Below are 21,422 nucleotides of genomic sequence, written 5' to 3'. Positions count from 1 at the left end.
GCCGTGGCGGCCGGGAGCCCGGCGCCCCCCGACGCCTGCTCCGGGTACCACGATGGCCCCGGGGGGTTGGTCCAGGCCAGCGGGTGTCCGGAATTCGTCAGGTCAGCGGACGGCGGTGAGGCGGGCGGAGACCACGACGTTGCCGGTGTAGCCGGTGGCGCGGCTGTAGGCGCCGCCGCAGGTGATGACGCGGAGTTCCGGGGTGCGGGTGGAGGCGTAGACGCGGTCGGCGGGGAAGCCGTCCTTGGGGACGAGTTCCACGGCGTGGACGGTGAAGACGGCGGTGCGGCCGTCGGCCCGGCGGACCTCGACGACGCGGCCGCGGGTCAGGGCGCCGAGGGCGTGGAAGACCGCGGGGCCCGCGGGGGTGTCGACGTGACCGGCGAGGACGGCGGTGCCGGGTTCCCCGGGGGTGACCGAGCCCCCGTACCAGCCGGCCCGGTCGGGGTGCTCCGGCGGCGGGGCCTCCAGCCAGCCGTCCGCGTCCAGGCCGACCCGGGTGAGCGGCGCGTCCACGCCGATCGCCGGGATGGCGACGGCGAGCGGGGCGGAGGCCGGCAGGGCCGCGCGGGCCGGGGGCGGAGGCGCGGCCGGGGCCGGGGCGTCCGCCGCGAGGGGCCGCGGGGGTCCTGCCGCGGTGAGCTCCTGCGTACCGCCGCGGACGAGGTGGACGCCGGTGAGGAGGAGGATCGCGACGACGCCCCAGGCGCCGCGCCGGCCGTGCGCGCCCTCCACCACCTCGGGCCTCCTGCCTCGTCTCGGGTCGTCGCGTGGTCGCCCCTCCGTCCCGGACCTCGTCACACCGGGACGGAGGGGCCGTCTCAGGGGCGGCCGCCGGTCCGGCCGCGGCGGCGGGTGAGGACGACGGCGGTGCCGGCCGCGGCGGCGATGAGGACGCCGCCGGCCGCCAGTTCCGCGGTGCCCAGCGCGTCCGAGCCGGTGGAGCCGCCGAAGCCCGCCTTGACGCCCTTGTGCGGGGGCCGCGGAGGGTGCGGGGTGACCGGGGCCGGGGGCGGGGCCGTGCCGTGGTCCACGGTGAGGGTGGTGGTGCCGCGCTCGCCCTTGCAGTCGAAGGCGATCTCGTACTCGGCGCCCGCCTTGGCGTCGATGTCGACGGTCGCGGTGCCCGGACGGCCCTCGGTGAGGGTCACGGTGTCGAAGATCCCCGACGTGACGGTCACCGACGACACCTCGCAGCCGTCGGAGGTCAGCGTGACGGTGCCGCCGGGGGCGACGGTCCGGGGCGTGACGGAGAAGCCGAAGGAGGTGATGTTCCGGCCGGTGCCGGGGTCGGCGCCCGGGTCGTCGCCGGCGAGGGCCGCGGGGGCGGACAGTGCCACGGCCGCGGTGGCGAGCAGGGCGGCGGAAGCGGTACGTATCGCGCGCATGCGGTCCTCCGGTTCGCGGCGGGGCGGGGAGACCCCCACCGCGATCGAAGCTAGGCGCGCCCGGGGGGAGCCGCCACCGGGCTCCCCCTCGCGCTCCGCCGAACGGAGCAGCCGGGCCCCGCGCTCAGGGGATCCGGACGACCTGGCCCGCGTAGGAGAGGTTGCCGCCGAAGCCGAAGAGGAGGACGGGGGCGCCGGAGGGCAGCTCGCCGCGCTCGACGAGCTTGGCGAGGGCGAGCGGCACGGAGGCGGCGGAGGTGTTGCCGGAGTCGACGACGTCCCGGGCGACGATGGCGTTGACGGCGCCGATCTTGGCGGCGAGGGGTTCGATGATCCGCAGGTTGGCCTGGTGGAGGACGACGCCCGCCAGGTCCTCGGGGGCGATGCCGGAACGGGCGCACGCCTCGCGGGCGAGGGCCGGGAGCTTGGTGGTGGCCCAGCGGTAGACGCTCTGGCCCTCCTGGGCGAAGACGGGCGGGGTGCCCTCGATGCGGACGGCGTGGCCCATCTCGGGGACCGAGCCCCACAGCACGGGGCCGATGGCGCCGGTGTCGGTCTCGGTGGCCTCGACGATCACGGCGCCCGCGCCGTCGCCGGTGAGGACGCAGGTGGTGCGGTCCGACCAGTCGGTGATCTCGGTCATCTTGTCGGCGCCGATGACCAGGGCGCGGCGGGCGGCGCCCGCGCGGACCGCGTGGTCGGCGGTGGCGAGCGCGTGGGTGAAGCCGGCGCAGACCACGTTGAGGTCGAGGGTGGCGGGCGAGCCCATGCCGAGGCGGGCGGCGACCCGGGCGGCGGTGTTGGGCGAGCGGTCGATCGCGGTGGAGGTCGCGACGATGACGTAGTCGATGTCGCCGGGGGCCAGCCCGGCGGCGGCGAGCGCCTTGCCCGCGGCGTGCGCGGCGAGCTCGTCGACCGGCTCCTCGGGCCCGGCGACGTGCCGCGTGCGGATGCCGACCCGGCTGAGGATCCACTCGTCGCTCGTGTCGACCAGCTCGGCCAGGTCGTGGTTGGTCAGTACCTTGGCGGGCTGGTAGTGCCCGAGCGCGGCGATGCGAGTGCCCGTCATCCCGGGACCCCCTCGATGGTTCGTTCAGCGGCAGGAACCACCCAGTCTTGCCAGCGACTCATGGGTAACAGGTGACGTAAACCACCAAGATTCCCCCGAGTCGCTTGGCCGACCGCGACAAGGGGTCAGGCGCCGCACCGGTTCGGGCGCGGAATCCGGGGGTGGCGGAGAATGGCGGGGTCAGGGGCAGGAACACCGGAAGAATCGAAGGCGGCGGGGATGGGACGGGTCACCGAGCGACGGCGGGTCACGCGGATCCGGGGCGGGGCGGTGAGCGCGCGGCCGGACACGCTGGTGGCGGAGGAGCCGCTGGAGATCCGGCTGAACGGACGGCCGATCGCGATCACGATGCGGACGCCCGGCGACGACTTCGCGCTGGCGGCGGGCTTCCTGGTGAGCGAGGGCGTGCTCGCCTCGGCCGCCGACGTGCGGTCCATCGTGTACTGCGCGGGGGCGAAGGAGGACGGGACCAACACGTACAACGTGGTGGACGTGAAGCTGGCCCCCGAGGTCGTCGTCCCCGACATCACGCTGGAGCGGAACGTCTACACGACGTCCTCGTGCGGGCTGTGCGGCAAGGCGAGCCTGGACGCGGTGCGGACCACGGCCCGCTTCCCGATCGCCGACACTCCCCCGGTACGCGTCTCCCCCGCGCTCCTGTCCGCGCTGCCGGACCGGCTGCGGGCCGCGCAGAAGGTCTTCGACACGACCGGCGGGCTGCACGCGGCGGCGCTCTTCTCGGAGGACGGCGAGCTGCTGGACGTACGGGAGGACGTGGGACGGCACAACGCGGTGGACAAGCTGGTCGGGCGGGCGCTGCGGGAGGACCTGCTGCCGCTGGACCGGGCGGTGCTGCTGGTCTCGGGCCGGGCCTCCTTCGAACTGGCGCAGAAGGCCGTGATGGCGGGGATCCCGGTGCTCGCCGCGGTGTCCGCGCCGTCCTCGCTCGCGGTGGACCTGGCGGCGGAGACGGGCCTGACGCTGGTCGGCTTCCTGCGGGGGCCGGACATGAACGTGTACGCGGGCGAGCACCGGATCGCGCTGCCTTAGTCCTTCCTCAGTTCTTCGGCGGGTCGATCATCTGGAGGGCCAGGGTCGCCGGGGGCGGGGCGAGGCCGGGGCCGCCGGCCTCGGTCCAGGCCAGGATGTCGTCGAGGCAGTCGTCGTCGAGGCTGAATCCGATCCAGGCGGCCCGGCCGCCGCGCCTGCGGCCCTCGGTGGAGGGCTGGATGACCACGATGTTGGCCTGGGCACAGGGGCCGAGGCAGTCGCTGGTGCGGACGGCGAGCTTCCCGCCGGAGGCCGCGGCGGCGGCACGGAGCCGGTCGAGCTGGGCGGCGTGGTCGGTGCCGGGGTTCTTGCGGGGGTCTCCGCAACAGCACCCCCGGCAGACGACGAGGGAGCAGGGGCGGGCCCCGTACCGTATCGGGACGCGGCTCATCCGCGGCCGTCCAGGGTGATCCCGGGGACGGTGGCGACGGTGCCGAGGCGGGGGAAGTCGAGGTCGACGGAGGCCCGGTGCTCGTCGGCGGTGAGCGCCGTCATGGCGTCCTCGGCGAAGACGAGGTCGTAGCCGAGGTCGGCGGCGGCGCGGGCGGTGGACTCGACGCCGAGGTTGGTGGCGATCCCGGCGAGGACGAGGGTGCGGACGCCGAGGCCGCTGAGCACCTCGTGCAGGCCGGTGTCCTGGAAGCCGCCGATGGTGCGCTTGACGACGACCGGCTCGCCCTCGCGCGGCAGGTCGGGCACGAGGTCGCTGCCGGGCGGCTGGGCGGGGACGCCGGGCCGCTCGACGCGGATGTGGACGACGAGCGCGCCGGCGGCACGGAAGGCCGCGGCGAGCCGGCCGACGGCGGCGAGGAGGTCGGTACCGGGACGGGGGGCGAGCGGCAGCGCGACGATCCGCTCCATCAGGTCGACGAGGAGGAGCGCGGTGCGGCCGGGATCGAGTGAGGGCATGGGAGCACGGTAGCCGCCCGGATGATCACCGCGGCGGGGCCGGTGGCGCGATCCGGTCACGGCCGGGAGCGGGGGTGGGAGTGGCGCCCGGGCGGCCGGGTGCGTCCGGGTGGCCGGGTGCGGCGGTCCGGGCCGCTCCGGCGCCGGGCTGCCCGTCGGCGGCCGCTCCGTCCACGCCCTCTCCGCCCGCGGTCTGGCCGTCGGTGGCTTCCGGGTCGCGGGCGCGGCGCTTGGCGAGGACCGCGCAGACCATGAGCTGCATCTGGTGGAAGAGCATCAGGGGGAGCACGGCGAGCGAGGCGTGGGCGCCGAAGAGGACGCTCGCCATGGGCAGGCCGGCGGCGAGGCTCTTCTTGGAGCCGGCGAACTGGATGGCGATCCGGTCGGCCCGGCCGAAGCCGAGGCGGCCCGCCCCGTACCAGGTCAGGGCCAGCATCAGGGCGAGCAGGACGGCCTCGGCGGCGAGCAGCAGGGCGAGCCGGCCGGGGGTCACCAGGTGCCAGATCCCGGCGACCATGCCCTGGCTGAAGGCGGTGTAGACGACGAGGAGGATCGAGCCCCGGTCGACGTACCCGAGCACCTTCTTGTGGCGGACCAGGAAGCCGGCGACCCAGCGGCGCAGGACCTGGCCGAGGAGGAAGGGCGCCAGGAGCTGGAGGACGATCCGCAGGACCGCGTCGGCGGAGAGGCCGCCGGTGTCGCCGCCGAGCAGGGCGGCGGCGAGCAGCGGGGTCAGCACGATCCCGGCCAGCGAGGAGAAGGAGCCGGCGCAGATCGCGGCGGGGACGTTGCCCCGGGCGATCGAGGTGAAGGCGATGGAGGACTGGATGGTCGAGGGGACCAGGCAGAGGAAGAGGAAGCCGCCGTACAGCTGCGGGGTGAGGATCCCCGGCACGAGGCCGCGGGCGGCCAGGCCGAGCAGCGGGAAGACGAGGAAGGTGGCGCCGAGGACGGTGAGGTGGAGCCGCCAGTGCCGCAGCCCGTCGAGCGCCTCGCGGGTGGAGAGCCGGGCCCCGTACAGGAAGAACAGCAGCGCGACGACGCCCGTGGCCGCGGACTCGGCGGCGGTGGCGGCCGCTCCGGAGGCGGGCAGCAGCGCGGCGAGGCCGACGGTCCCGAGCAGGGCGAGGACGTAGCCGTCGACCGGCAGCCAGGAGGGCAGGAGGGGTCGTCGGTTCATGGCTCCACTCGCGGCGGGTCGGGGGTACGGGGGCGGGTCGGGGGTACGGGGGCGGGTCGGGGCGTCGCCGGGAAGGGCGGCGGCCGGCGGCGGGCGGCTGTCTGGGACCTCGGGTCGGATCCGGGGCGCTGCCCGGGGCCGGACGGGTCGGGGTCGGACGGGTCGGGTTCGGGGCAGGGTCGGACCGGCCCGGGCCGCCAGGGCCGGTCCCGGCGCGCCGGCGGGCGTGGCCGTCGGGGCACGTCCCGGCAGTGTGCCCCGGCGTGGGACCCGGGCCGCCGCGTCGGGTGCTGTGGTGTCCATCCTGGTCCACGCGGGCGTCATCGGGAATCCCGTACAGCGCACTGACTGTCATCACGTTCCGCGATAACGTCGCCGGCGTGTACGAGCCCGCGCAGTTGCGCACCTTTCTCGCCGTCGCCCAGACGCTGTCCTTCACCCGGGCCGCCCTCCGGCTGGGGGTGCGGCAGTCGACCGTCAGCCAGCACGTGCGGCGGCTGGAGGAGGCGACCGGGCGGCCGCTCTTCGTCCGGGACACCCACAGCGTGGAGCTGACCGGGGACGGGGAGGCGATGCTGGGCTTCGCCCGCACGATCCTCCAGGCGCACGAGCGGGCGGCGGCCTTCTTCACCGGGACGCGGCTGCGCGGCCGGCTGCGGTTCGGGGCCTCGGAGGACTTCGTGGCGACCCGGCTGCCGGAGATCCTGGAGTCGTTCCGGCGCGCCCACCCCGAGGTGGACCTGGAGCCGACCGTCGAGCTGTCGGGGACGCTCCAGGCGCGGCTCGCGGCCGGCCGGCTCGATCTGATCCTGGCGAAGCGGGGGGCCGGGGCGGACGGGGACGGCGCGGGCGGGGTGCCGGTGTGGAGCGACGCGCTGGTCTGGATCGGGGCGCCGGGGCTGCGGCTCGACCCGGAGCGGCCGGTGCCGCTGATCCTCTACCCGCCGCCGGGCATCACCCGGGCGCGGGCGCTCGCGGCCCTGGAGGCGCAGGGCCGGTCGTGGCGGATCGCCTGCACGAGCTCCAGCCTGAGCGCCAACGTGGCGGCGGCCCGCGCGGGGCTCGGCGTGATGGCCCACACGCGCGGCCTGGTGCCGCCCGGGCTCGTGCCCGTACCGGCGCGGTCGGGGCTGCCGGAGCTGGGCGAGGTCGACTTCGTCCTGCGCGCGGGGCGGCGCGGCGGGGCGACGCAGGAGGCGGCGGACGCGCTGGCGGAGGCGATCCTGGAGGGCGGCGACGGGCTGCGGCGCCAGGACTGACCGATACCGGCCGGGGGCGGGGGCGTGCGCGGGCGGTACAGATTCCGTGGAGACTTCGGGCCGTACGGACCTACCGGACGGTACGCAACCACCCCCCTCCGGCCTCCATTTGCCGCCTCACCTGCCCTGACCTGTGCGAACGGGGAATGTCGCGGCTTGGTGAAGGTCCTGCCGCAGCCGCTCCGGGTGGGGTACGGTCACGGCGCCGCAGCCCACTCAGCGGCCCCTTTCAGCCACCGAGCCGTCGAGGGAGGAGCTGGTCCGTGCGTGAGTTCACCGTGCCGCCCGTCGAGGCGGCCCCGCTCAGCGGCGGCCTGGCGGACGCCGTCTTCACCCGCGCCGCCGAGACCCCCGACGCGATCGCCTTCGGGCGCCGGACGGCCGACGGGGGCTGGGAGGACGTGAGCTGCGCCCGCTTCCGGGACGAGGTGCTGGCGCTGGCGAAGGGCCTCGTCGCGCACGGGGTGCGGTTCGGCGACCGGGTCGCGATCATGTCCCGTACCCGCTACGAGTGGACGCTCTTCGACTTCGCGCTGTGGACGCTCGGCGCCCAGCCCGTGCCGGTCTATCCGACCTCCTCCGCCGACCAGGTCCACTGGATGCTGTACGACGCCGAGGTCACCGCCTGCGTGGTGGAGCACGAGGACCACGCGATGACCATCGGGTCCGTGGTGGACCGGCTGCCGAGGCTCCAGCGGCTGTGGCAGCTCGATCCCGGCGAGGACGCCGGGCCGGGCGCGGTCGCCGAGCTGACCGCCGCCGGGGAGGGCATCGACGAGGACGTGGTGCAGCGGCACCGGCGGGCGGTGACCCCCGACTCGATGGCCACGGTCATCTACACCTCGGGCACCACCGGCCGCCCCAAGGGCTGCGTGATCACCCACGCCCACTTCATGTTCGAGACCGACGCGCTGCTCGCCGGCTGGGAGCCGGTCTTCCGCTCACGGCCCGGCGACCAGGCGTCCACCCTGCTGTTCCTGCCGCTCGCCCACGTCTTCGGGCGGATGGTGGAGGTCGCGGCCGTGCGGGGCGGGGTGAAGCTGGGGCACCAGCCGTCGATGACCGCGTCGGCGCTGCTGCCCGACCTTGTGTCGTTCCGGCCGAGCTTCGTCCTCGCCGTGCCGTACGTCTTCGAGAAGATCTTCCACGCGGCGCGCCGCAGGGCCGAGGGCGACGGCCGGGTCGCCGTCTTCGACAAGGCGGTGGACGTGGCCGTCAAGTACGCGGAGGCGCTGGAGCACAAGGCGTTCGGCCAGGGCCCGGGACCGTCGGCGGCGCTGCGGATGCAGCACCAGTTCTTCGACAAGACCGTCTACGGCCGGGTCCGCGAGGTGCTCGGCGGGCGGATCAGGTACGCGATGTCGGGCGGTTCGGCGATGGACCGCAGGACCGGACTGTTCTTCGCGGGCGCGGGCGTCACCGTCTTCGAGGGGTACGGCCTGACGGAGTCGACGGCCGCCGCCACCGCGAACCCGCCCGGCCGGGTGCGGTACGGCACGGTGGGCCGGCCGGTGCCGGGCACCACCGTGCACATCGCCGAGGACGGCGAGGTGTGGCTGCACGGCGGGCAGGTCTTCTCCGGCTACCTCGGCGACCCGGCGGCCACGGCGGCGGTGCTCAACGACGGCTGGCTCGCCACCGGCGACCTGGGCGCGCTCGACGCCGAGGGCTATCTGACGATCACCGGCCGGAAGAAGGAGATCCTGGTGACCTCCGGCGGCAAGAGCGTGGCGCCGACCGGGCTGGAGGAGCGGGTCCGGGCGCACCCGCTGATCGCCCAGTGCCTGGTCGTCGGCAACGACCGCCCGTACATCGCGGCCCTGGTCACCCTGGACCAGGAGGCGGTGGACCACTGGCTCGCCATCCAGGGCCGGCCGCCGCTCTCCCCCGCCGACCTGGTCCGCGACCCGGATCTGGAGACGGAGATCCGGCGCGGGGTGGTGGCCGCGAACACGCTGGTGTCGCAGGCCGAGTCGATCCGCACCTTCCGGATCCTCGCCCATCCCTTCAGCGAGGAGCACGGGCTGCTCACCCCGTCGCTGAAGCTGAAGCGGAAGGCGATCGAGCGGGCGTACGCGGCCGAGGTCGAGGCGCTGTACGGCTGACGGGACCGTGCCCCGCGCGGCGGAATGCGACGGGGCGGGTGATCGTTGGAGTCGAAGGGGCGGGCGTTCGCGCGCCCGTCCGCGTACGACCACGACGACGTAAGGATCCATCCCACGTGAGCACGGACAGCAAGGTCCCCTCGGTCATCCTGAACAACGGCGTGGAGATGCCGCAGCTCGGCTTCGGCGTCTGGCAGGTGCCGGACGACGAGGCGGCGAAGGCCGTGGCCACCGCCCTGGAGGCCGGCTACCGCTCCATCGACACGGCGGCGATCTACGAGAACGAGCGGGGCACCGGCGAGGCCGTGGCCGCCTCCGGGATCCCCCGCGAGGAGCTCTTCGTCACCACCAAGCTGTGGAACAGCGAGCAGGGGTACGACTCCACGCTGCGGGCCTTCGACGCCTCCCTGGAGCGGCTCGGCCTCGACCACGTCGACCTGTACCTGATCCACTGGCCGGTGCCGGCCAAGGACGCGTACGTCGACACCTACCGGGCGCTGGAGAAGATCCACGCCGAGGGCCGCGCCCGGGCGATCGGCGTCTCCAACTTCCTCCCCGAGCACCTGGAGCGACTGACGGCCGAGACCGGGGTCGTGCCGGCGGTGAACCAGATCGAGCTGCACCCGCAGCTGGCGCAGGCCGAGTCCCGGGCGCTGCACGCCCGGCTCGGCATCGCGACCGAGGCGTGGTCGCCGCTGGGCCAGGGCCGGGGCCTGCTCGACGTGCCGGCGCTCGTCGCCGTCGCCCGCAAGCACGGGCGGACCCCCGCGCAGGCGGTGCTCCGCTGGCACCTCCAGCTGGGCAACGTGGTGATCCCGAAGTCGGTGACCCCGTCCCGCATCCAGGAGAACATCGACGTCTTCGACTTCGAGCTGGACCCGGAGGACATGGCGGCGATCGCCGCGCTCGACGAGGGCGGGCGGCTGGGCCCGAACCCGGCGGAATTCAACGTCGGCGCCTGAGGCTCCGGGTGAAGGGGAGGGCGGACGGGGGCCCCGCCCCCGTCCCGGACGGGCTGTACCGGGTGCGGAACGTGGGCAGCGGCCTGCTCCTGGAGGTGTACGCGGGCTCGCGGCGCGGCGGCGCCAAGGTGCAGCAGGGCGCCGCCTCGGACGCCCCGGGGCAGTCGTGGCGGGTGTCGGCGGTGCCGAACGGCGGCGGGCTCTACCACCTGGTCAACGCGGCCAGTGGGAAACGGCTGGACGTGGTGAACGCCTCCACGGAGCCGGGGGCGCTCGTCCAGCAGTGGCGGGCGAACAACTTCGGCGCCCAGGAGTGGATCATCGAGCAGGACCTCCAGGCGCCCGGGACGGTCGCGCTGGTGAGCTTCGTCAGCGGCCTGCTCCTGGAGGTGGCGGACGGGTCGGCGGCCGAGGGCGCCGACATCCGGCAGGGGGAGGACACCGACTCGCCGTACCAGTGGTGGCGGCTGGAGCCGGTGTCCTCCTGAGGGCCTGATCCCGACGGGCCGCGCCCCGGCGGGGGCGGCGGCCCGCGCGGTTCAGCCCTTGCGGGCGGTGTGGACCGTGTGGGCCGTCAGGTGGAAGAGGTCCGTGCGGTGGTGCAGGGAGTGCGGGTCGGCCGGGTCGAGGAGCCGGTCCAGGGTCGTGCGGTCCTCGGCGTCCAGGTGCTCGCCGAGGCCCTCGCGGAGCCGCCCGAAGTGGCTGACGGCGAGCTCGCGGACGACCTGCGGCACGGGCGCGGGCACGTCCACGAGGAAGGTGCGGGTGCCGGCCGGGGTGAGTCCGGCGGCGGTGAACAGGGCGCGCCAGTCGTCCGGTTCGCTCACGGCGCCGGGCAGCTCGGCGCGCATCCGGGCGAACCAGTGGGCGTGCTCGGCGTCGAAGCGGGCCTCCAGGCCGGGACGGCCCATGCCGATGTCCCGGGGCAGGTGACGGGGGGCCAGGCCGCCCTCGACGAGGGCGATCAGGCCGCCGGGGCGGAGCAGCTTGGCGAAGTCGGCGAGCGCGGCGCCCTGGTCGCCGATGTGGTGCAGGGAGTTCCCGGCCCACAGCAGGTCGGCCTCGCCCAGGCTGCCGGTCTCCTCGGGGAGTTCGGCGCGCAGGGTGCTGACCCGGGCCGCGAGCCCCTGGGCCTCGGCGCGGGCGCGGGCCCGCTCCAGGAGCTCGGGGGTGCCGTCGACGGCGACGGCCTCGGCGTACGGGAACGCCTCCGCGAGCACGGTGGTGATGACGCCGGGGCCGCTGCCGACGTCGAGCAGACGGCGCACTCCGGCGGCCGGGACGAGGGTGCCGAGCCAGGCGGCGGCCTCGCGGTAGGCGGTGCCGGCGACCTCGGCCTGGTTCTCCAGGAGCGGGGCGAGGCGGCCCCAGTCGAGCTCGGTGCCGTCGCCGTGCGTGTGGCCGTGGTGGGCGTGGCCCGGGCCGTGGTCGTGGTCGTGGGCGTGCGGGGCGTGGGGCGCGCGATGCTGGGTCATGGCACCAGCCTGCGCCGGACCGCGCGGGAAACGCGAGAAAAGTTGCCGGTACGGCAAACGTGTCGCCGGCCCCGGACACCCGGCCCCGCACCCCTCCGCCGGCCCGACCCGCCCCCCTCCGCCGGCCCCGGATCCGCTTCCCGTCCGTCTTCCCTCTGCCCCCTCCCCCTCCGTCAGCCGTCCGCCCGGTACTCCTGCGGGCTGACGCCCCGCACCCGCTTGAAGGCGGCGCTCAGGGCGAAGGCGCCGCCGTAGCCGACCCGGCGGGCGACGGACTCCAGGGTGGCGTCGCCGTCGCGCAGGAGGTCGGCGGCGACGGCGAGGCGCCAGTCGGTGAGGTACGTCATCGGGGGCTCGCCCACCAGTTCGGTGAAGCGCCGGGACAGGGCGGCCCGGGACACCCCCGTCTTGGCGGCGAGGGAGGCGACGGTCCAGGGGTGGTCCGGGTGGTCGTGGAGCAGGCGCAGGGCGCGGCCGACGACCGGGTCCCCCATCGCCCGGTACCAGGCGGGCGCCTCGGCACCGGGCCGGGCGAACCAGGCGCGGACGGCGGCGATGAGCAGCAGGTCGAGGACGCGGTCGAGGACGGCGCTCTGGCCGGGTTCGTCGCGCGCGATCTCCTCGTCGAGGAAGGGCATCAGGGGGCAGCGCCACAGGTCGGCGGGGAGGTGTGCCAGGGGCGGCAGGGCGTCGAGGAGGCGCCGTCCGACCTCGCCGTCCATCTGGTAGGTGCCGACGAGCACGGTGGTGCCGCCGTCGGGGGCGTTGCCCCAGGTCCGCACCCCCAGGCTCATGGCCTCGGCGAGCGGTTCGCCGGCCGGCGTGGTGCACTCCCCGCCGGGCCCGACGCGGGCCAGCGGCGGGCGGTCGGGGAGGTCGGCGACGGTGTACGGCTCCGGTCCGCGCAGGACGGCGATGTCGCCGGGCCGCAGCGCCACGGGCTCCCCCGAGGAGGGCGCGATCCACGCCTCGCCCTCGGTGACGCACATGACGCAGAGCGGGGCGCCGTCCTCGATCCGCACGGACCACGGCGGGTCCATCACCATCCGCAGCAGGAAGGCGCCCTTGGCGCGGGGCCCGTCGAGGAGTCCGGCGAGTGCGTCCATGCCCGCAGCGTAGACGCACGCGTATGCCGGCGAGCCCCTGGAGCATGGGCGGCGGGGGCACGGGACGGGAGTCTGGAGTCATCCACGAAGGACGTGCGAACGAGCGGCGAGGAGCACACCATGACGATCCGTACGGTGCTGGTGACGGGTGCGACGGGCAAGACCGGGCGCCGGGTGGCGGAGCGGCTCGCGGCGCGCGGGCTCACCGTCCGGGAGGGCTCGCGCTCCGGCGCGGTGCCCTTCGACTGGGAGGCCCCGGAGGGCTGGGCGGCGGCGCTGCGGGGCGCGGACGCGGCGTACGTGAACTACTACCCGGACCTGGCGGCGCCGGGCGCGACGGAGGCGATGGGCGCGTTCGGCGCGGCGGCGGCACGGGAGGGCGTGCGGCGGCTGACGCTGCTGTCGGGGCGGGGCGAGCCGGCGGCCGTCGCGGCGGAGGAGGCGCTGCGGGAGGCGGCGGCGGGGGTCGAACTGACCGTGGTGCGGGGCGCGTTCTTCGCGCAGAACTTCACCGAGGGGCTGCTCGCCGAGGGGGTCGCGGCGGGCGAGCTGGTCTTCCCGGCCGGTGACACGCCGGAGCCCTTCGTCGACGTGGCGGACCTCGCGGACGTGGTGGTGGAGACGCTGCTGTCGGACGCCCACGCCGGGCTCGTCCACGAGCTGACCGGCCCGCGGGCGCTGACCTTCGCGGAGGTGGCGGCGGAGCTGTCCCGCGCCTCGGGGCGCCCGGTGGCGTACACGTCCGTGACGGCGGAGGCGTACGCGGAGCTGCTGACCGGTTTCGGGCTCCCCCGCCCGGAGGCGGAGTGGCTCGCGGACCTCTTCGCGACGCTGCTCGACGGGCACAACGCCGAGCCGACGGACGGGGTGAAGCGGGTCCTGGGGCGCGAGCCGCGCTCCTTCGCGCGGTTCGCGGCGGAGGGCTGAGCCCCCGGGGCCCCGGTCGGCGGGGCGGCGGGGACCGGGGCGAAAGTCCCGGGCCCCGGCGCGGGCCGGCTGTTAGCCTGGCCGTATGGGTACGTTCCACTACTTCCTCTGATTCCGGGTACCGGTCCGGCCGCGGGTGCGGCCACGGGCCGGTTTCGTGTGCCCTCCTTCCACGAACCCCCAGAGGAATCCACCCATGCGCGAGCGCGCCCAGCTCTCCCTCCGTCACGTCGGCGTCTCCTTCGGGGACCGCCGCGTCCTCGACCAGGTGTCGTTCACCGTCCGCCCCGGCGAGAAGGCCGTCGTCGTCGGCGAGAACGGCTCCGGCAAGTCCACCCTGCTCCGGCTGCTCGACGGCGGCCTGGCCCCCGACGAGGGCGAGGTCCTCGTCCGCTTCCCCGGCTCCGTCGCCCGGCTGGCCCAGACGCTGCCGGAGACCTATCCGGTCGGCCCGGACGACACCGTCCAGGACGCGGTCGACCTCGCCCTCGCCGAACTGCGCGCCCTGGAAGCCGCCTTGCGGGCCGCCGAGGCGGGCCTCGGCACGGCGGGGCCGGAGGAGCTGGCCGCGTACGGCACGCTCCTCGACCGCTTCGAGGAGCGCGGCGGCTACACCGCCGACGCCGGGGCCGCCGCCTCCCTGCACGCCCTCGGCCTCGGGCACGTCACCGGCGACCGGCCGCTCGCCACGCTCTCCGGCGGCGAGCAGGCGCGGCTGGCGCTCGCCTGCGTGCTCTCCTCCGGCGCCGAGCTGCTGCTGCTCGACGAGCCGACCAACCACCTCGACCGGGACGCCGTCGACTGGCTGCGCGCCCGGCTCGCCGCGCACCGGGGCACCGCCCTGGTCGTCACCCACGACCGGGCCTTCCTGGAGGGCTTCGCCACGACGGTCCTGGAGGTCGACCGGGACCGGCGGACCGTGCTGCGGTACGGGGACGGCTGGGCCGGCTACCGGACCGCGAAGGCCGCCGAGCGACGCCGCCGGGTCCAGGAGCACCTGGAGTGGCGGGAGGAGGTGACCCGCACCGAGGAGCTCGTCGCGGCGGCGGGGCGGCGGCTCGCCGTGACCGGGAGGGATCCCGGTCAGGGCTTCGGCAAGCACCGGCGGTCCAGCGAGAACAAGCTGTCCGGGCAGGTGCGGACGGCCCGCCGCCGCCTCGACGAGCTGCTGCGGGAGCCGGTGGCCGCGCCGCCCGAACCGCTGCGGTTCGGCGGGCGGTTCGCCGGTGCCGGGCCGCTCGCGGAGGTGCTGGTCGAGCTGGAGGGGGTCCGCTGCGGCGACCGGCTCGCCGTGGACGGGCTGCGGATCGCGTCCGGCGAGCGGGTGCTGGTCTCCGGGCCCAACGGGGCGGGCAAGACGACGCTGCTGCGGCTGCTGGCCGGTGAGCTCTCCCCGGAGCGGGGCGTGGTGCGTCGGGCCGGCCGGGTCGGCTACCTCGCGCAGGAGCTGCCGCACTCCCCCACCCGCCGGACCGCCCTCGCGGTCTGGGCGGACGGCCGGCCCGGGCCGCCCGAGGACCACGCCGGGGAGCTGCTGGCGCTGGGCCTGCTGCGCGAGGAGGACCTGGCGGTGCCGGTGGCGGCGCTCTCCGCCGGTCAGCGCCGCCGCCTGGAACTGGCCCTGCTGGTCTCCCGCCCCGCCGACCTGCTGGTCCTGGACGAGCCCACGAACCACCTGGCGCCCGCGCTCGTGGAGGAGCTGGAGGAGGCCGTCGCCGCGTTCCCCGGGACGGTCGTCGCGGTCTCGCACGACCGGGAGTTCCGCCGGCGCTTCGCCGGCCGCCCGCTCGAACTGGCCGGGGGCCGCGTGGCGGCCGGCTAGGGCCTGGCGGGCACGGACTTCGCGTACGCCGCGAGGCGGTACTCCGGGGCCCGGCGGGGGCGGTCCTGGTCCGGGAGGGCCGCCAGGGCGGTGGCGAGGGCGTCGGTGGCGGCCCGGTCGCCCCGGAACCAGGAGGCGTAGTAACCGGCGCGGAGCCTCCGGACGACGGACGTCGGCGTGGCGCCCTGGCCGTGCCCGGTGAAGGCGGTGGTGCCGGCCGGGGCCAGGCCGTGGGCGGCGGCGAGGGCGTCGACGCGCCCGGCCAGGTCGTGGGCGGCACCGGCCGCGCGGTGCGGCCGCAGCAGGGCGTCGATGTCGCTGCCGACGTCGTGGGCGGCGTCCTTGTCGACGGTGACGACGAGGACGCCGCCGGGGCGCAGCACCCGGGCGGCCTCGGCGACGATCTCCCCGGTGAACGGCACCAGGTGGAGCAGCCACACCGCGCACACCGCGTCGAGGCTCCCGTCGGGGAAGGGCAGCCGGCGGGCGTCGGCGCGGACCGCCCGGCCGGGGAGCCGCCCGGCGGCGGCCCGGCGCAGGGCGTGGGCGGCGTCGGCGCCGAGGACCCGCAGTCCGGGCCTGGCCAGCCGCTCCGTGACGAGGCCGGTGCCGCAGGCGAGGTCGAGCAGGGTGCGGGCCCCGGGCGGCACGAGTCGCAGCACGGCCGCGGCCGCCGCCCCGGCCCGGGGCACGCCGCCGCGGGTCTCGTCGTAGTGGGCCGCCTCGGTCTCGTAGTCGAGCAGGGTGTCCGCCATGCCGGGGATCGTACGGGGCGGGCCCGGGGGTGACGGGGGGTCAGTGGGCCCCGTGGCCGGGGGCGATGGCCTCGACGCGCTCGGCGAGGGCGAAGTCCTTCTCGGTGAGGGCGCCGCCGGCGGAGTGGGTGTGGACGGCGAGGGCGACCGAGTCGTAGCCGAGCGTCAGGTCGGAGTGGTGGTTCAGTTCCTGCTGGACCTGGGCGACGTGGACGACGAGGGCGGTGGCGGCGAAGTGGTCGGGGAGCCGGTAGGAGCGGACCAGCCGGGCGTCCTCGACGGACCAGCCGGGGAGCTCCCGCAGTCGGTCCTCGATCTCCTTCTGCGACAGCGGCTGCGTGGGCACGGGGGTGCTCCCTCCGGTCGGTGGTGCGCGGGGTGGGGTACGTGGTGCGGACGTCGCTCCCCGGGGGAACGTACCCGGGTCACCCCTCTGGGATACCGTCTGCCCATGACAACAGTCGTGAGCGACACGGGCGTCGGACCGCTGCTGCGCGGCTGGCGCGAGCGGCGACGGCTCAGCCAGCTGGAGCTGGCGCTGCGCGCGGACTCCTCGGCCCGGCACATCTCCTTCGTCGAGACCGGCCGCTCCCGGCCGAGCCAGGAGATGATCATCCGGCTCGCCGAGCACCTGGACGTGCCGGTCCGGGACCGCAACGCGCTCCTCCTGGCGGCGGGTTACGCCCCCCGCTACGCGGAGTCGACGCTCGACGCTCCGGAGCTGGAGACGCTGCGGGACGGCATCGCGCGGCTGCTCCAGGGGTACGAACCGTATCCGGCGCTCGTGGTGGACGGCTCGTACACGGTCATCGCGGCCAACCGGGCGATCGCGATGATGCTCGACGGGCTGCCGGAGCACCTGCTGACGCCGCCGATGAACGTCATGCGGATCACCCTGCACCCGGAGGGTCTGGCGCCCCGGATCCGCAACCTGCGGGAGTGGCGGGGGCACCTGCTGGCCCAGATGGAGCGTCAGATCGCCTTCGCCCGCTCGGACGCGCTGCGCGCGGTGTACGAGGAGGTGACGGCGTATCCGCTGCCGGAGCCGTCCGGGGCGGACGACGTGGAGGACCCGGAGCCGTATCCGTACTTCGCGCTGCCGCTGCGGATCGAGCACGACGGGCGGGTGCTGTCCTTCGTGTCGTCGATCTCGACCTTCAACACGCCGATGGACGTGACCGTCGCCGAGCTGGCCATCGAGACGCTGCTCCCGGCCGACCCGGCGACGGTGGAGTACCTGCGCTCCCTGGAGGCCTGACGGCCCCTCAGCGACCGGCGGCGCGCAGCGCGGACCACTGGAGGACGGCGAAGCCGGCGACGGTGCCGGCCTGCATCGGGGTCCAGACGAGTCCGGCGGTGGTGGGGTCCAGCCAGGCGGCGAGGGCGACCAGGCTGAGGACGGCCCACAGCAGGTTGGCGTCCACCACGAGCTTCACGGCGAGCGCCGGGGGCTGCGGGCGGCTCGCGAGCCAACCGACTCCGGCGGCGAAGGCCGTGAGGAAGAGGCCGAGTCCGAGGAGCAGGGCGGAGTCCACGCCCAGGAGTTCGCCGAGCGGGCCGGAGGCGAGGGCGTAGGCGAGGCCGTTGGCCCCGGTGACCACGGCGTCGAGGGCGAGGAAGCGGCGGACCATCGACTGCGGACGGGTGGTGCGGGCGAGACCGGCGAGCAGGGCCTGGGACATGACGGATCACCCTCCAGAAGGGGTCGTTGCGGCGGGGAGCCGGCGCCCGGGCGGAGTGCGCCGCCCGGGTTCCGGTGCTCCACAGCGTGCCGTCCGGGGCCGCGGCGGGTCGATTACCCGGGAGGTCATGCCGGAGTCCGGAAGGGCCCGCGCGGGGTCGGTCCCCGTGTGTAGGGTGCGCGCCGGGCGGTGCGTGCCGCCCGGTCACGGGGGAGGACACGCGGATGGCGTGGGACAGACAGCGGGCGGGCCTGGTGGCCACGGCGGACGATCACGCGGTGACGCCCGCCGAACTCTTCTTCGACCTGGTGTTCGTGTATGCGATCACGCAGGTCACGGCGTTGATGGCGACGGCGCCGTCGCCGGTGCGGATGGTCGGCGGCATGGTGGTGCTCGCGCTGCTGTGGTGGTGCTGGTGCTGCTTCGCCTGGCTGGGCAATGTGGTGCGGGCCGACTCGGGCGCGCTCTTCGGGGTGCTGGTGACCGTGATGGCCGTGGTCCTGATCGTGTCGTTCGCGGTGCCCGAGGTGTTCGCGGACGAGCCCGGCGGGCTGCCGGCCGCGCTGCTGTTCGTGCTCTGCTACGGCGCGGTGCGGGTGCTGCACCTGGTCTCGTACTGGGTGAGCGCGCCGGGGGACGCGGCGCTGCGCCGGACGCTGCGGCGGACCGCGCTGGTGTCGGTGCTGCCGCCGCTCGCGCTGCTGCTGGCCGGCTCGGCGTACACCGGCCGGACCCAGCTGCTGCTGTGGCTGGGCGCGGTGGCGGTGGACTACGGCGGGATCTACGTCACGGGCTCGTCGGGCTGGCGGGTCAACTCCCCCGGGCACTTCGCCGAACGGCACGGACTGATCGTGATCATCGCGCTGGGCGAGTCGATCGTGGCCATGGGCGTCGGGGTGTCGGGCTTCCCGCTGACGGTCGCGGTGCTGGGCGCGGCGACGGCCGGGCTGCTGCTGTCGGCGAGCCTGTGGTGGCTGTACTTCCGGCGGCTGGGCGAGGCGGCGGAGCACCGGCTCGCGGGGCTCGCCGGCGACGACCGCACGCGCTTCGCCCGGGACGCGTACACCTTCCTGCACCTGCCGCTGGTGGCGGGCGTGGTGCTGTGCGCGCTCGGCATGAAGAAGGTCCTCCAGCAGGTCGCCGACACCGGGCACTACGGTCTCGCCGAGCCGCTGCACGGGGTGGTGGCCTGGTCGCTGACGGGCGGCGTGGGCGTCTACCTGCTGGGCGCGGCCGCGCTGGCGTGGCGCTCCACGGGCCGGCCGCCGCGGGTGCTGCTGGCCGGCGGGGTGTGCGGGGTGCTCGCGGGCCCGCTGGTCGGCCTGGTGCCGGGGCTCGTGGCGCTGATCGCGCTGACCGCGGCGACGGTGGGGCTGCTGACCGCGCACGGGCGGCCGGGCGCTCCGGCGACGGCGCCGGCCAAGGCTCCCGCGGAGGCGTAGCGGGAGCCGGCGGGCCGTCAGTAGGCGGCCCGGCGGTGGCCGATGTAGGCGCGCAGCCGGGTGGTGTCGGCGTCGGTCCAGCCCTCGGGCGGGACGACGGCGGCCCAGCCGTCGACGGCTCCGGCGCCGTAGCGGTGTCCGTGCGGGGCGTCGACGCCGTACGAGACCGCCATGTCGACCGAGGTCTGCCAGAAGGTGACGAAGGGGAACCAGCGGATCTCGGGGGTGATGTCCGGGCCGAGCGGCCTGGACAGCCAGCGGGGCCGGTCGAGGAGCAGGCCGGGCGACCACCAGACGACGGGGTCGGAGGCGTTCTGGAGGTAGACCACGCGCGGGTGTTCCCAGGCGGCGGCCGGGCGGGCGAGGTCGGCGGCCGGGAACTGGCCGAAGCGGACGTGGCGGCCGCCGTCGTACTCGGGGCGCCACACGGGGCTGGCCGGGTCGCGGTCGCGGCGCAGCTCGCGGGAGATCGGCGAGAAGTCGGGCGGGCCCATGAGGAGGGCGCCGTCGGTGCCGGCGAGGAGGGCGTCGACGCTGCCGAAGGAGGCTTCGACGGCGTAGGCGCCGAGGCTCTCGCCGGTGACGACCAGCTTCGGCCCGCGCCCTTCGGGCAGGGTGGCGAGCCGGGCGCGGACGGCGTCGACGAGGGCGCGGGTGGCCTGGCCGGCCTTCTCCTTGTCGACGAGGAAGGAGACCCAGCTCGGCAGGTAGGAGTACTGGACGGCGACGATCGCGGTGTCGCCCCGGTACATGTACTCCAGGGCCTCGGCGACGTTCGGGTCGACCCAGCCGGTGCCGGTGGTGCCGGCGACGGCGAGGACGGCCCGGTCGAAGGCGCCGGTGCGGTCGAGTTCGCGGACGGCGAGCGCGGCCTGCGCGGCGAAGGGGCGGTCGTCGGCGAAGGCGACCGGCGGGGTGGAGGGCACGTAGACGCGGACGGGGTCGCGGGCGGGGTGCCCGCTCCAGGCGGTGAGCGCGGTCCGGGTGGGGGTGGAGCCGGTGAAGTTGCGGCCCTCGTAGCCGAGGGTGTCCCAGCCGAGGAGCGAGCCGGGGCCGCCGGAGACGAAGCGGGAGGCGGGCCGCTCGATGCCCGCCTTGGTGCCGCCGTTGGTGGCGGCGGCGATGCGGTCGGCGACGTCGACGATCCCCCGGTCGTAGACGATGTCGCGGACGCCGACGAGGACGGCGAGGGCGGTGAGCAGCGCGCCGGTGGCGTACGCGACGGGCCTGGGCAGCAGCCTGCCGAGGAGCCGGATCAGGGTGACGGCGCCGAGCCGGACCAGCCGGGCCAGGAGCAGGGCGAGGGCGAGCAGCGCGAGGGATATCAGCGCGATCATCGGGGTGTGCCAGGTCAGCGAGGGCGGCAGGTCCTGGAGGACCCTCAGCCGGCGCTGGGTGCGGGCGGACTCGGAGACGAGCCAGAGGCTGGCGAGCGGGGCGAGCAGCCAGTACGCCTGCCAGCAGCGGACGCGGACCCGCTCGCCCGGGTGCCGGGGGACGACGGCCCGGAAGAGCCAGGCGACGGTGGAGCCGAGGGCGTAGCCGATGGCGGCGGTGATGCCTCCGACGATGCCCTGGAGGTACCAGGGGCGGGGCACCAGCGAGGGGCTGAGGCTCGACCAGAAGAAGACGGTGGCCAGGCAGAGCGCGGTGAGGTCGGGCCAGCGGCGGACCCGGTACGCGGGGTCGGGCCGGTCCCAGCAGGGGCGCCGCGCGAAGGCGAGGCACCGGTCGGCGGCTCGGGGGGCGGGGGCGGCGGGGGTGCGGGGTCCGGGCGCGGGGCCCGGGGCGGGGTCAGGGGACCGAGCGGGGTGGGGGGTCCGGTCGGTCGAGGTCATCCGGTCAGCCTCGTACGCCCGGACGGGCGGCCGCAAATCGGATTCCCCGATGACCCGACGGATCCGGCCGCCCCGGGACGCGGGGCGGCCGGATCCCGGCGGTCAGCGGACCGGCGGCTCGCGGTCCGGGCCGGGGGCGGGTACCGGCTCCGCGGCCGGTTCGGGGGCCGGTGCGGGGGCCGGTGCGGACGGCGGCTCGGCGGTGCGGCGGGCGCGGGCGGCCTCGGCGCGCAGCAGGGCCTGGAGGACGGCGTACGGGTCCGTGGGCATGACGGTGCTCCTCGCGGGTGCGGGGTCGGGTGGGAAGGGCTGCCGGGGGCGGGGCCCGTCAGCAGCGCATCACCACCCGCCGGTGCGAGGACGGACGCGGGGCGGGTACGGGGACGGGGGCGCCGGCCCGCGCCGTGCGGCCGGACCGGCGGGGCCGCGCGGGGGCGGTGGCGGGGCGGATCC

Annotated in this window: 22 protein-coding genes; 9 read left to right on the top strand and 13 right to left on the bottom strand. The window is 75.9% G+C overall.

Annotated elements, in window-relative coordinates:
- Positions 1-102: 102 nt before the first annotated feature.
- The 3 genes from IE321_RS24830 to IE321_RS24820 form a co-directional block, all read right to left on the bottom strand.
- A complete protein-coding gene (locus IE321_RS24830; RefSeq protein ID WP_043231218.1) occupies positions 103-738 on the bottom strand; it encodes a class F sortase in 636 nt (211 codons plus the stop codon).
- 83 nt (positions 739-821) lie between these two features.
- A complete protein-coding gene (locus IE321_RS24825) occupies positions 822-1,388 on the bottom strand; it encodes a hypothetical protein (RefSeq protein WP_190224579.1) in 567 nt (188 codons plus the stop codon).
- 124 nt (positions 1,389-1,512) lie between these two features.
- Complete coding sequence (locus IE321_RS24820; protein ID WP_043231214.1) at positions 1,513-2,457, bottom strand: beta-ketoacyl-ACP synthase III; 945 nt, start codon at positions 2,455-2,457, stop codon at positions 1,513-1,515.
- Positions 2,458-2,676: 219 nt separating this feature from the next.
- On the opposite strand from IE321_RS24820, the gene fdhD reads away from it, so the two are divergent.
- Positions 2,677-3,507: a formate dehydrogenase accessory sulfurtransferase FdhD gene (gene fdhD / locus IE321_RS24815; protein ID WP_043231212.1), complete on the top strand. Its 831-nt coding sequence runs from the start codon at positions 2,677-2,679 to the stop codon at positions 3,505-3,507.
- Positions 3,508-3,514: 7 nt separating this feature from the next.
- On the opposite strand, the gene IE321_RS24810 is transcribed toward fdhD, so the two are convergent.
- The 3 genes from IE321_RS24810 to IE321_RS24800 are packed head-to-tail and all read right to left on the bottom strand — an operon-like array spanning position 3,515 to position 5,596.
- Positions 3,515-3,898 (bottom strand): (2Fe-2S) ferredoxin domain-containing protein, encoded by a 384-nt coding sequence (locus IE321_RS24810; RefSeq protein ID WP_190224578.1) that lies wholly within the window; start codon positions 3,896-3,898, stop codon positions 3,515-3,517.
- Positions 3,895-4,416, bottom strand: a complete 522-nt coding sequence (locus IE321_RS24805; RefSeq protein ID WP_190224577.1) for a cysteine hydrolase family protein — start codon at positions 4,414-4,416, stop codon at positions 3,895-3,897. The genes IE321_RS24810 and IE321_RS24805 overlap by 4 nt, the downstream gene beginning before the upstream one ends.
- A gap of 25 nt (positions 4,417-4,441) precedes the next feature.
- Positions 4,442-5,596: a bile acid:sodium symporter family protein gene (locus IE321_RS24800; protein ID WP_190224576.1), complete on the bottom strand. Its 1,155-nt coding sequence runs from the start codon at positions 5,594-5,596 to the stop codon at positions 4,442-4,444.
- A gap of 380 nt (positions 5,597-5,976) precedes the next feature.
- Between IE321_RS24800 and IE321_RS24795 the strand changes: the two genes are divergently transcribed.
- The 4 genes from IE321_RS24795 to IE321_RS24780 all read left to right on the top strand — a co-directional run bounded on the left by IE321_RS24795 (position 5,977) and on the right by IE321_RS24780 (position 10,410).
- Complete coding sequence (locus IE321_RS24795; protein ID WP_190224575.1) at positions 5,977-6,855, top strand: LysR family transcriptional regulator; 879 nt, start codon at positions 5,977-5,979, stop codon at positions 6,853-6,855.
- A gap of 263 nt (positions 6,856-7,118) precedes the next feature.
- Positions 7,119-8,960, top strand: coding sequence for an AMP-dependent synthetase/ligase (locus tag IE321_RS24790; protein ID WP_226652778.1), 1,842 nt, complete (start codon positions 7,119-7,121; stop codon positions 8,958-8,960).
- A gap of 167 nt (positions 8,961-9,127) precedes the next feature.
- Positions 9,128-9,922, top strand: a complete 795-nt coding sequence (locus IE321_RS24785) for an aldo/keto reductase (protein WP_190224598.1) — start codon at positions 9,128-9,130, stop codon at positions 9,920-9,922.
- Positions 9,923-9,930: 8 nt separating this feature from the next.
- Positions 9,931-10,410, top strand: coding sequence for an RICIN domain-containing protein (locus IE321_RS24780; protein WP_051842903.1), 480 nt, complete (start codon positions 9,931-9,933; stop codon positions 10,408-10,410).
- 51 nt (positions 10,411-10,461) lie between these two features.
- Here IE321_RS24780 and IE321_RS24775 read toward each other — a convergent pair whose 3' ends face one another.
- Together IE321_RS24775 and IE321_RS24770 are read right to left on the bottom strand one after the other, a co-directional pair.
- A complete protein-coding gene (locus IE321_RS24775; RefSeq protein ID WP_190224573.1) occupies positions 10,462-11,397 on the bottom strand; it encodes a class I SAM-dependent methyltransferase in 936 nt (311 codons plus the stop codon).
- A 173-nt stretch (positions 11,398-11,570) separates the two neighbouring features.
- Entirely contained in the window at positions 11,571-12,503 is a 933-nt protein-coding gene (locus tag IE321_RS24770) for an AraC family transcriptional regulator (protein WP_190224572.1), read from the bottom strand.
- Positions 12,504-12,623: 120 nt separating this feature from the next.
- Between IE321_RS24770 and IE321_RS24765 the strand changes: the two genes are divergently transcribed.
- Both IE321_RS24765 and IE321_RS24760 read left to right on the top strand, forming a co-directional pair.
- Positions 12,624-13,430 carry an NmrA family NAD(P)-binding protein gene (locus IE321_RS24765; protein WP_190224571.1) on the top strand — a complete coding sequence of 269 codons (807 nt, stop codon included), beginning with the start codon at positions 12,624-12,626 and terminating at the stop codon, positions 13,428-13,430.
- 196 nt (positions 13,431-13,626) lie between these two features.
- On the top strand, positions 13,627-15,252 hold the full coding sequence (locus IE321_RS24760) for an ABC-F family ATP-binding cassette domain-containing protein (RefSeq protein WP_190224570.1): 1,626 nt from the start codon (positions 13,627-13,629) through the stop codon (positions 15,250-15,252).
- On the opposite strand, the gene IE321_RS24755 is transcribed toward IE321_RS24760, so the two are convergent.
- Together IE321_RS24755 and IE321_RS24750 are read right to left on the bottom strand one after the other, a co-directional pair.
- Positions 15,249-15,995 carry a class I SAM-dependent methyltransferase gene (locus tag IE321_RS24755; RefSeq protein ID WP_190224597.1) on the bottom strand — a complete coding sequence of 249 codons (747 nt, stop codon included), beginning with the start codon at positions 15,993-15,995 and terminating at the stop codon, positions 15,249-15,251. The genes IE321_RS24760 and IE321_RS24755 overlap by 4 nt on opposite strands.
- 52 nt (positions 15,996-16,047) lie before the next feature.
- Positions 16,048-16,353 (bottom strand): 4a-hydroxytetrahydrobiopterin dehydratase, encoded by a 306-nt coding sequence (locus IE321_RS24750; protein ID WP_043231701.1) that lies wholly within the window; start codon positions 16,351-16,353, stop codon positions 16,048-16,050.
- Positions 16,354-16,458: 105 nt separating this feature from the next.
- Here IE321_RS24750 and IE321_RS24745 point away from each other — a divergent pair, with 105 nt between their 5' ends.
- Positions 16,459-17,265, top strand: coding sequence for a helix-turn-helix domain-containing protein (locus tag IE321_RS24745; RefSeq protein WP_190224569.1), 807 nt, complete (start codon positions 16,459-16,461; stop codon positions 17,263-17,265).
- A 7-nt stretch (positions 17,266-17,272) separates the two neighbouring features.
- Here IE321_RS24745 and IE321_RS24740 read toward each other — a convergent pair whose 3' ends face one another.
- Complete coding sequence (locus tag IE321_RS24740; RefSeq protein ID WP_190224568.1) at positions 17,273-17,689, bottom strand: hypothetical protein; 417 nt, start codon at positions 17,687-17,689, stop codon at positions 17,273-17,275.
- 224 nt (positions 17,690-17,913) lie between these two features.
- Between IE321_RS24740 and IE321_RS24735 the strand changes: the two genes are divergently transcribed.
- Positions 17,914-19,131 carry a low temperature requirement protein A gene (locus tag IE321_RS24735; protein ID WP_190224567.1) on the top strand — a complete coding sequence of 406 codons (1,218 nt, stop codon included), beginning with the start codon at positions 17,914-17,916 and terminating at the stop codon, positions 19,129-19,131.
- A gap of 17 nt (positions 19,132-19,148) precedes the next feature.
- On the opposite strand, the gene IE321_RS24730 is transcribed toward IE321_RS24735, so the two are convergent.
- Both IE321_RS24730 and IE321_RS24725 read right to left on the bottom strand, forming a co-directional pair.
- Positions 19,149-20,969 carry an alpha/beta hydrolase gene (locus IE321_RS24730; protein ID WP_190224566.1) on the bottom strand — a complete coding sequence of 607 codons (1,821 nt, stop codon included), beginning with the start codon at positions 20,967-20,969 and terminating at the stop codon, positions 19,149-19,151.
- Positions 20,970-21,071: 102 nt separating this feature from the next.
- Positions 21,072-21,239, bottom strand: a complete 168-nt coding sequence (locus tag IE321_RS24725) for a hypothetical protein (protein WP_190224565.1) — start codon at positions 21,237-21,239, stop codon at positions 21,072-21,074.
- Between the last annotated feature and the right edge of the window lie 183 nt (positions 21,240-21,422).

It is taken from the genome of Streptomyces hydrogenans (genome assembly GCF_014656075.1).
Taxonomy (GTDB): domain Bacteria; phylum Actinomycetota; class Actinomycetes; order Streptomycetales; family Streptomycetaceae; genus Streptomyces; species Streptomyces hydrogenans.
The sequence above is the reverse complement of the archived record's forward strand: the minus strand, read 5'-3'. Positions and strand labels throughout refer to the sequence as shown.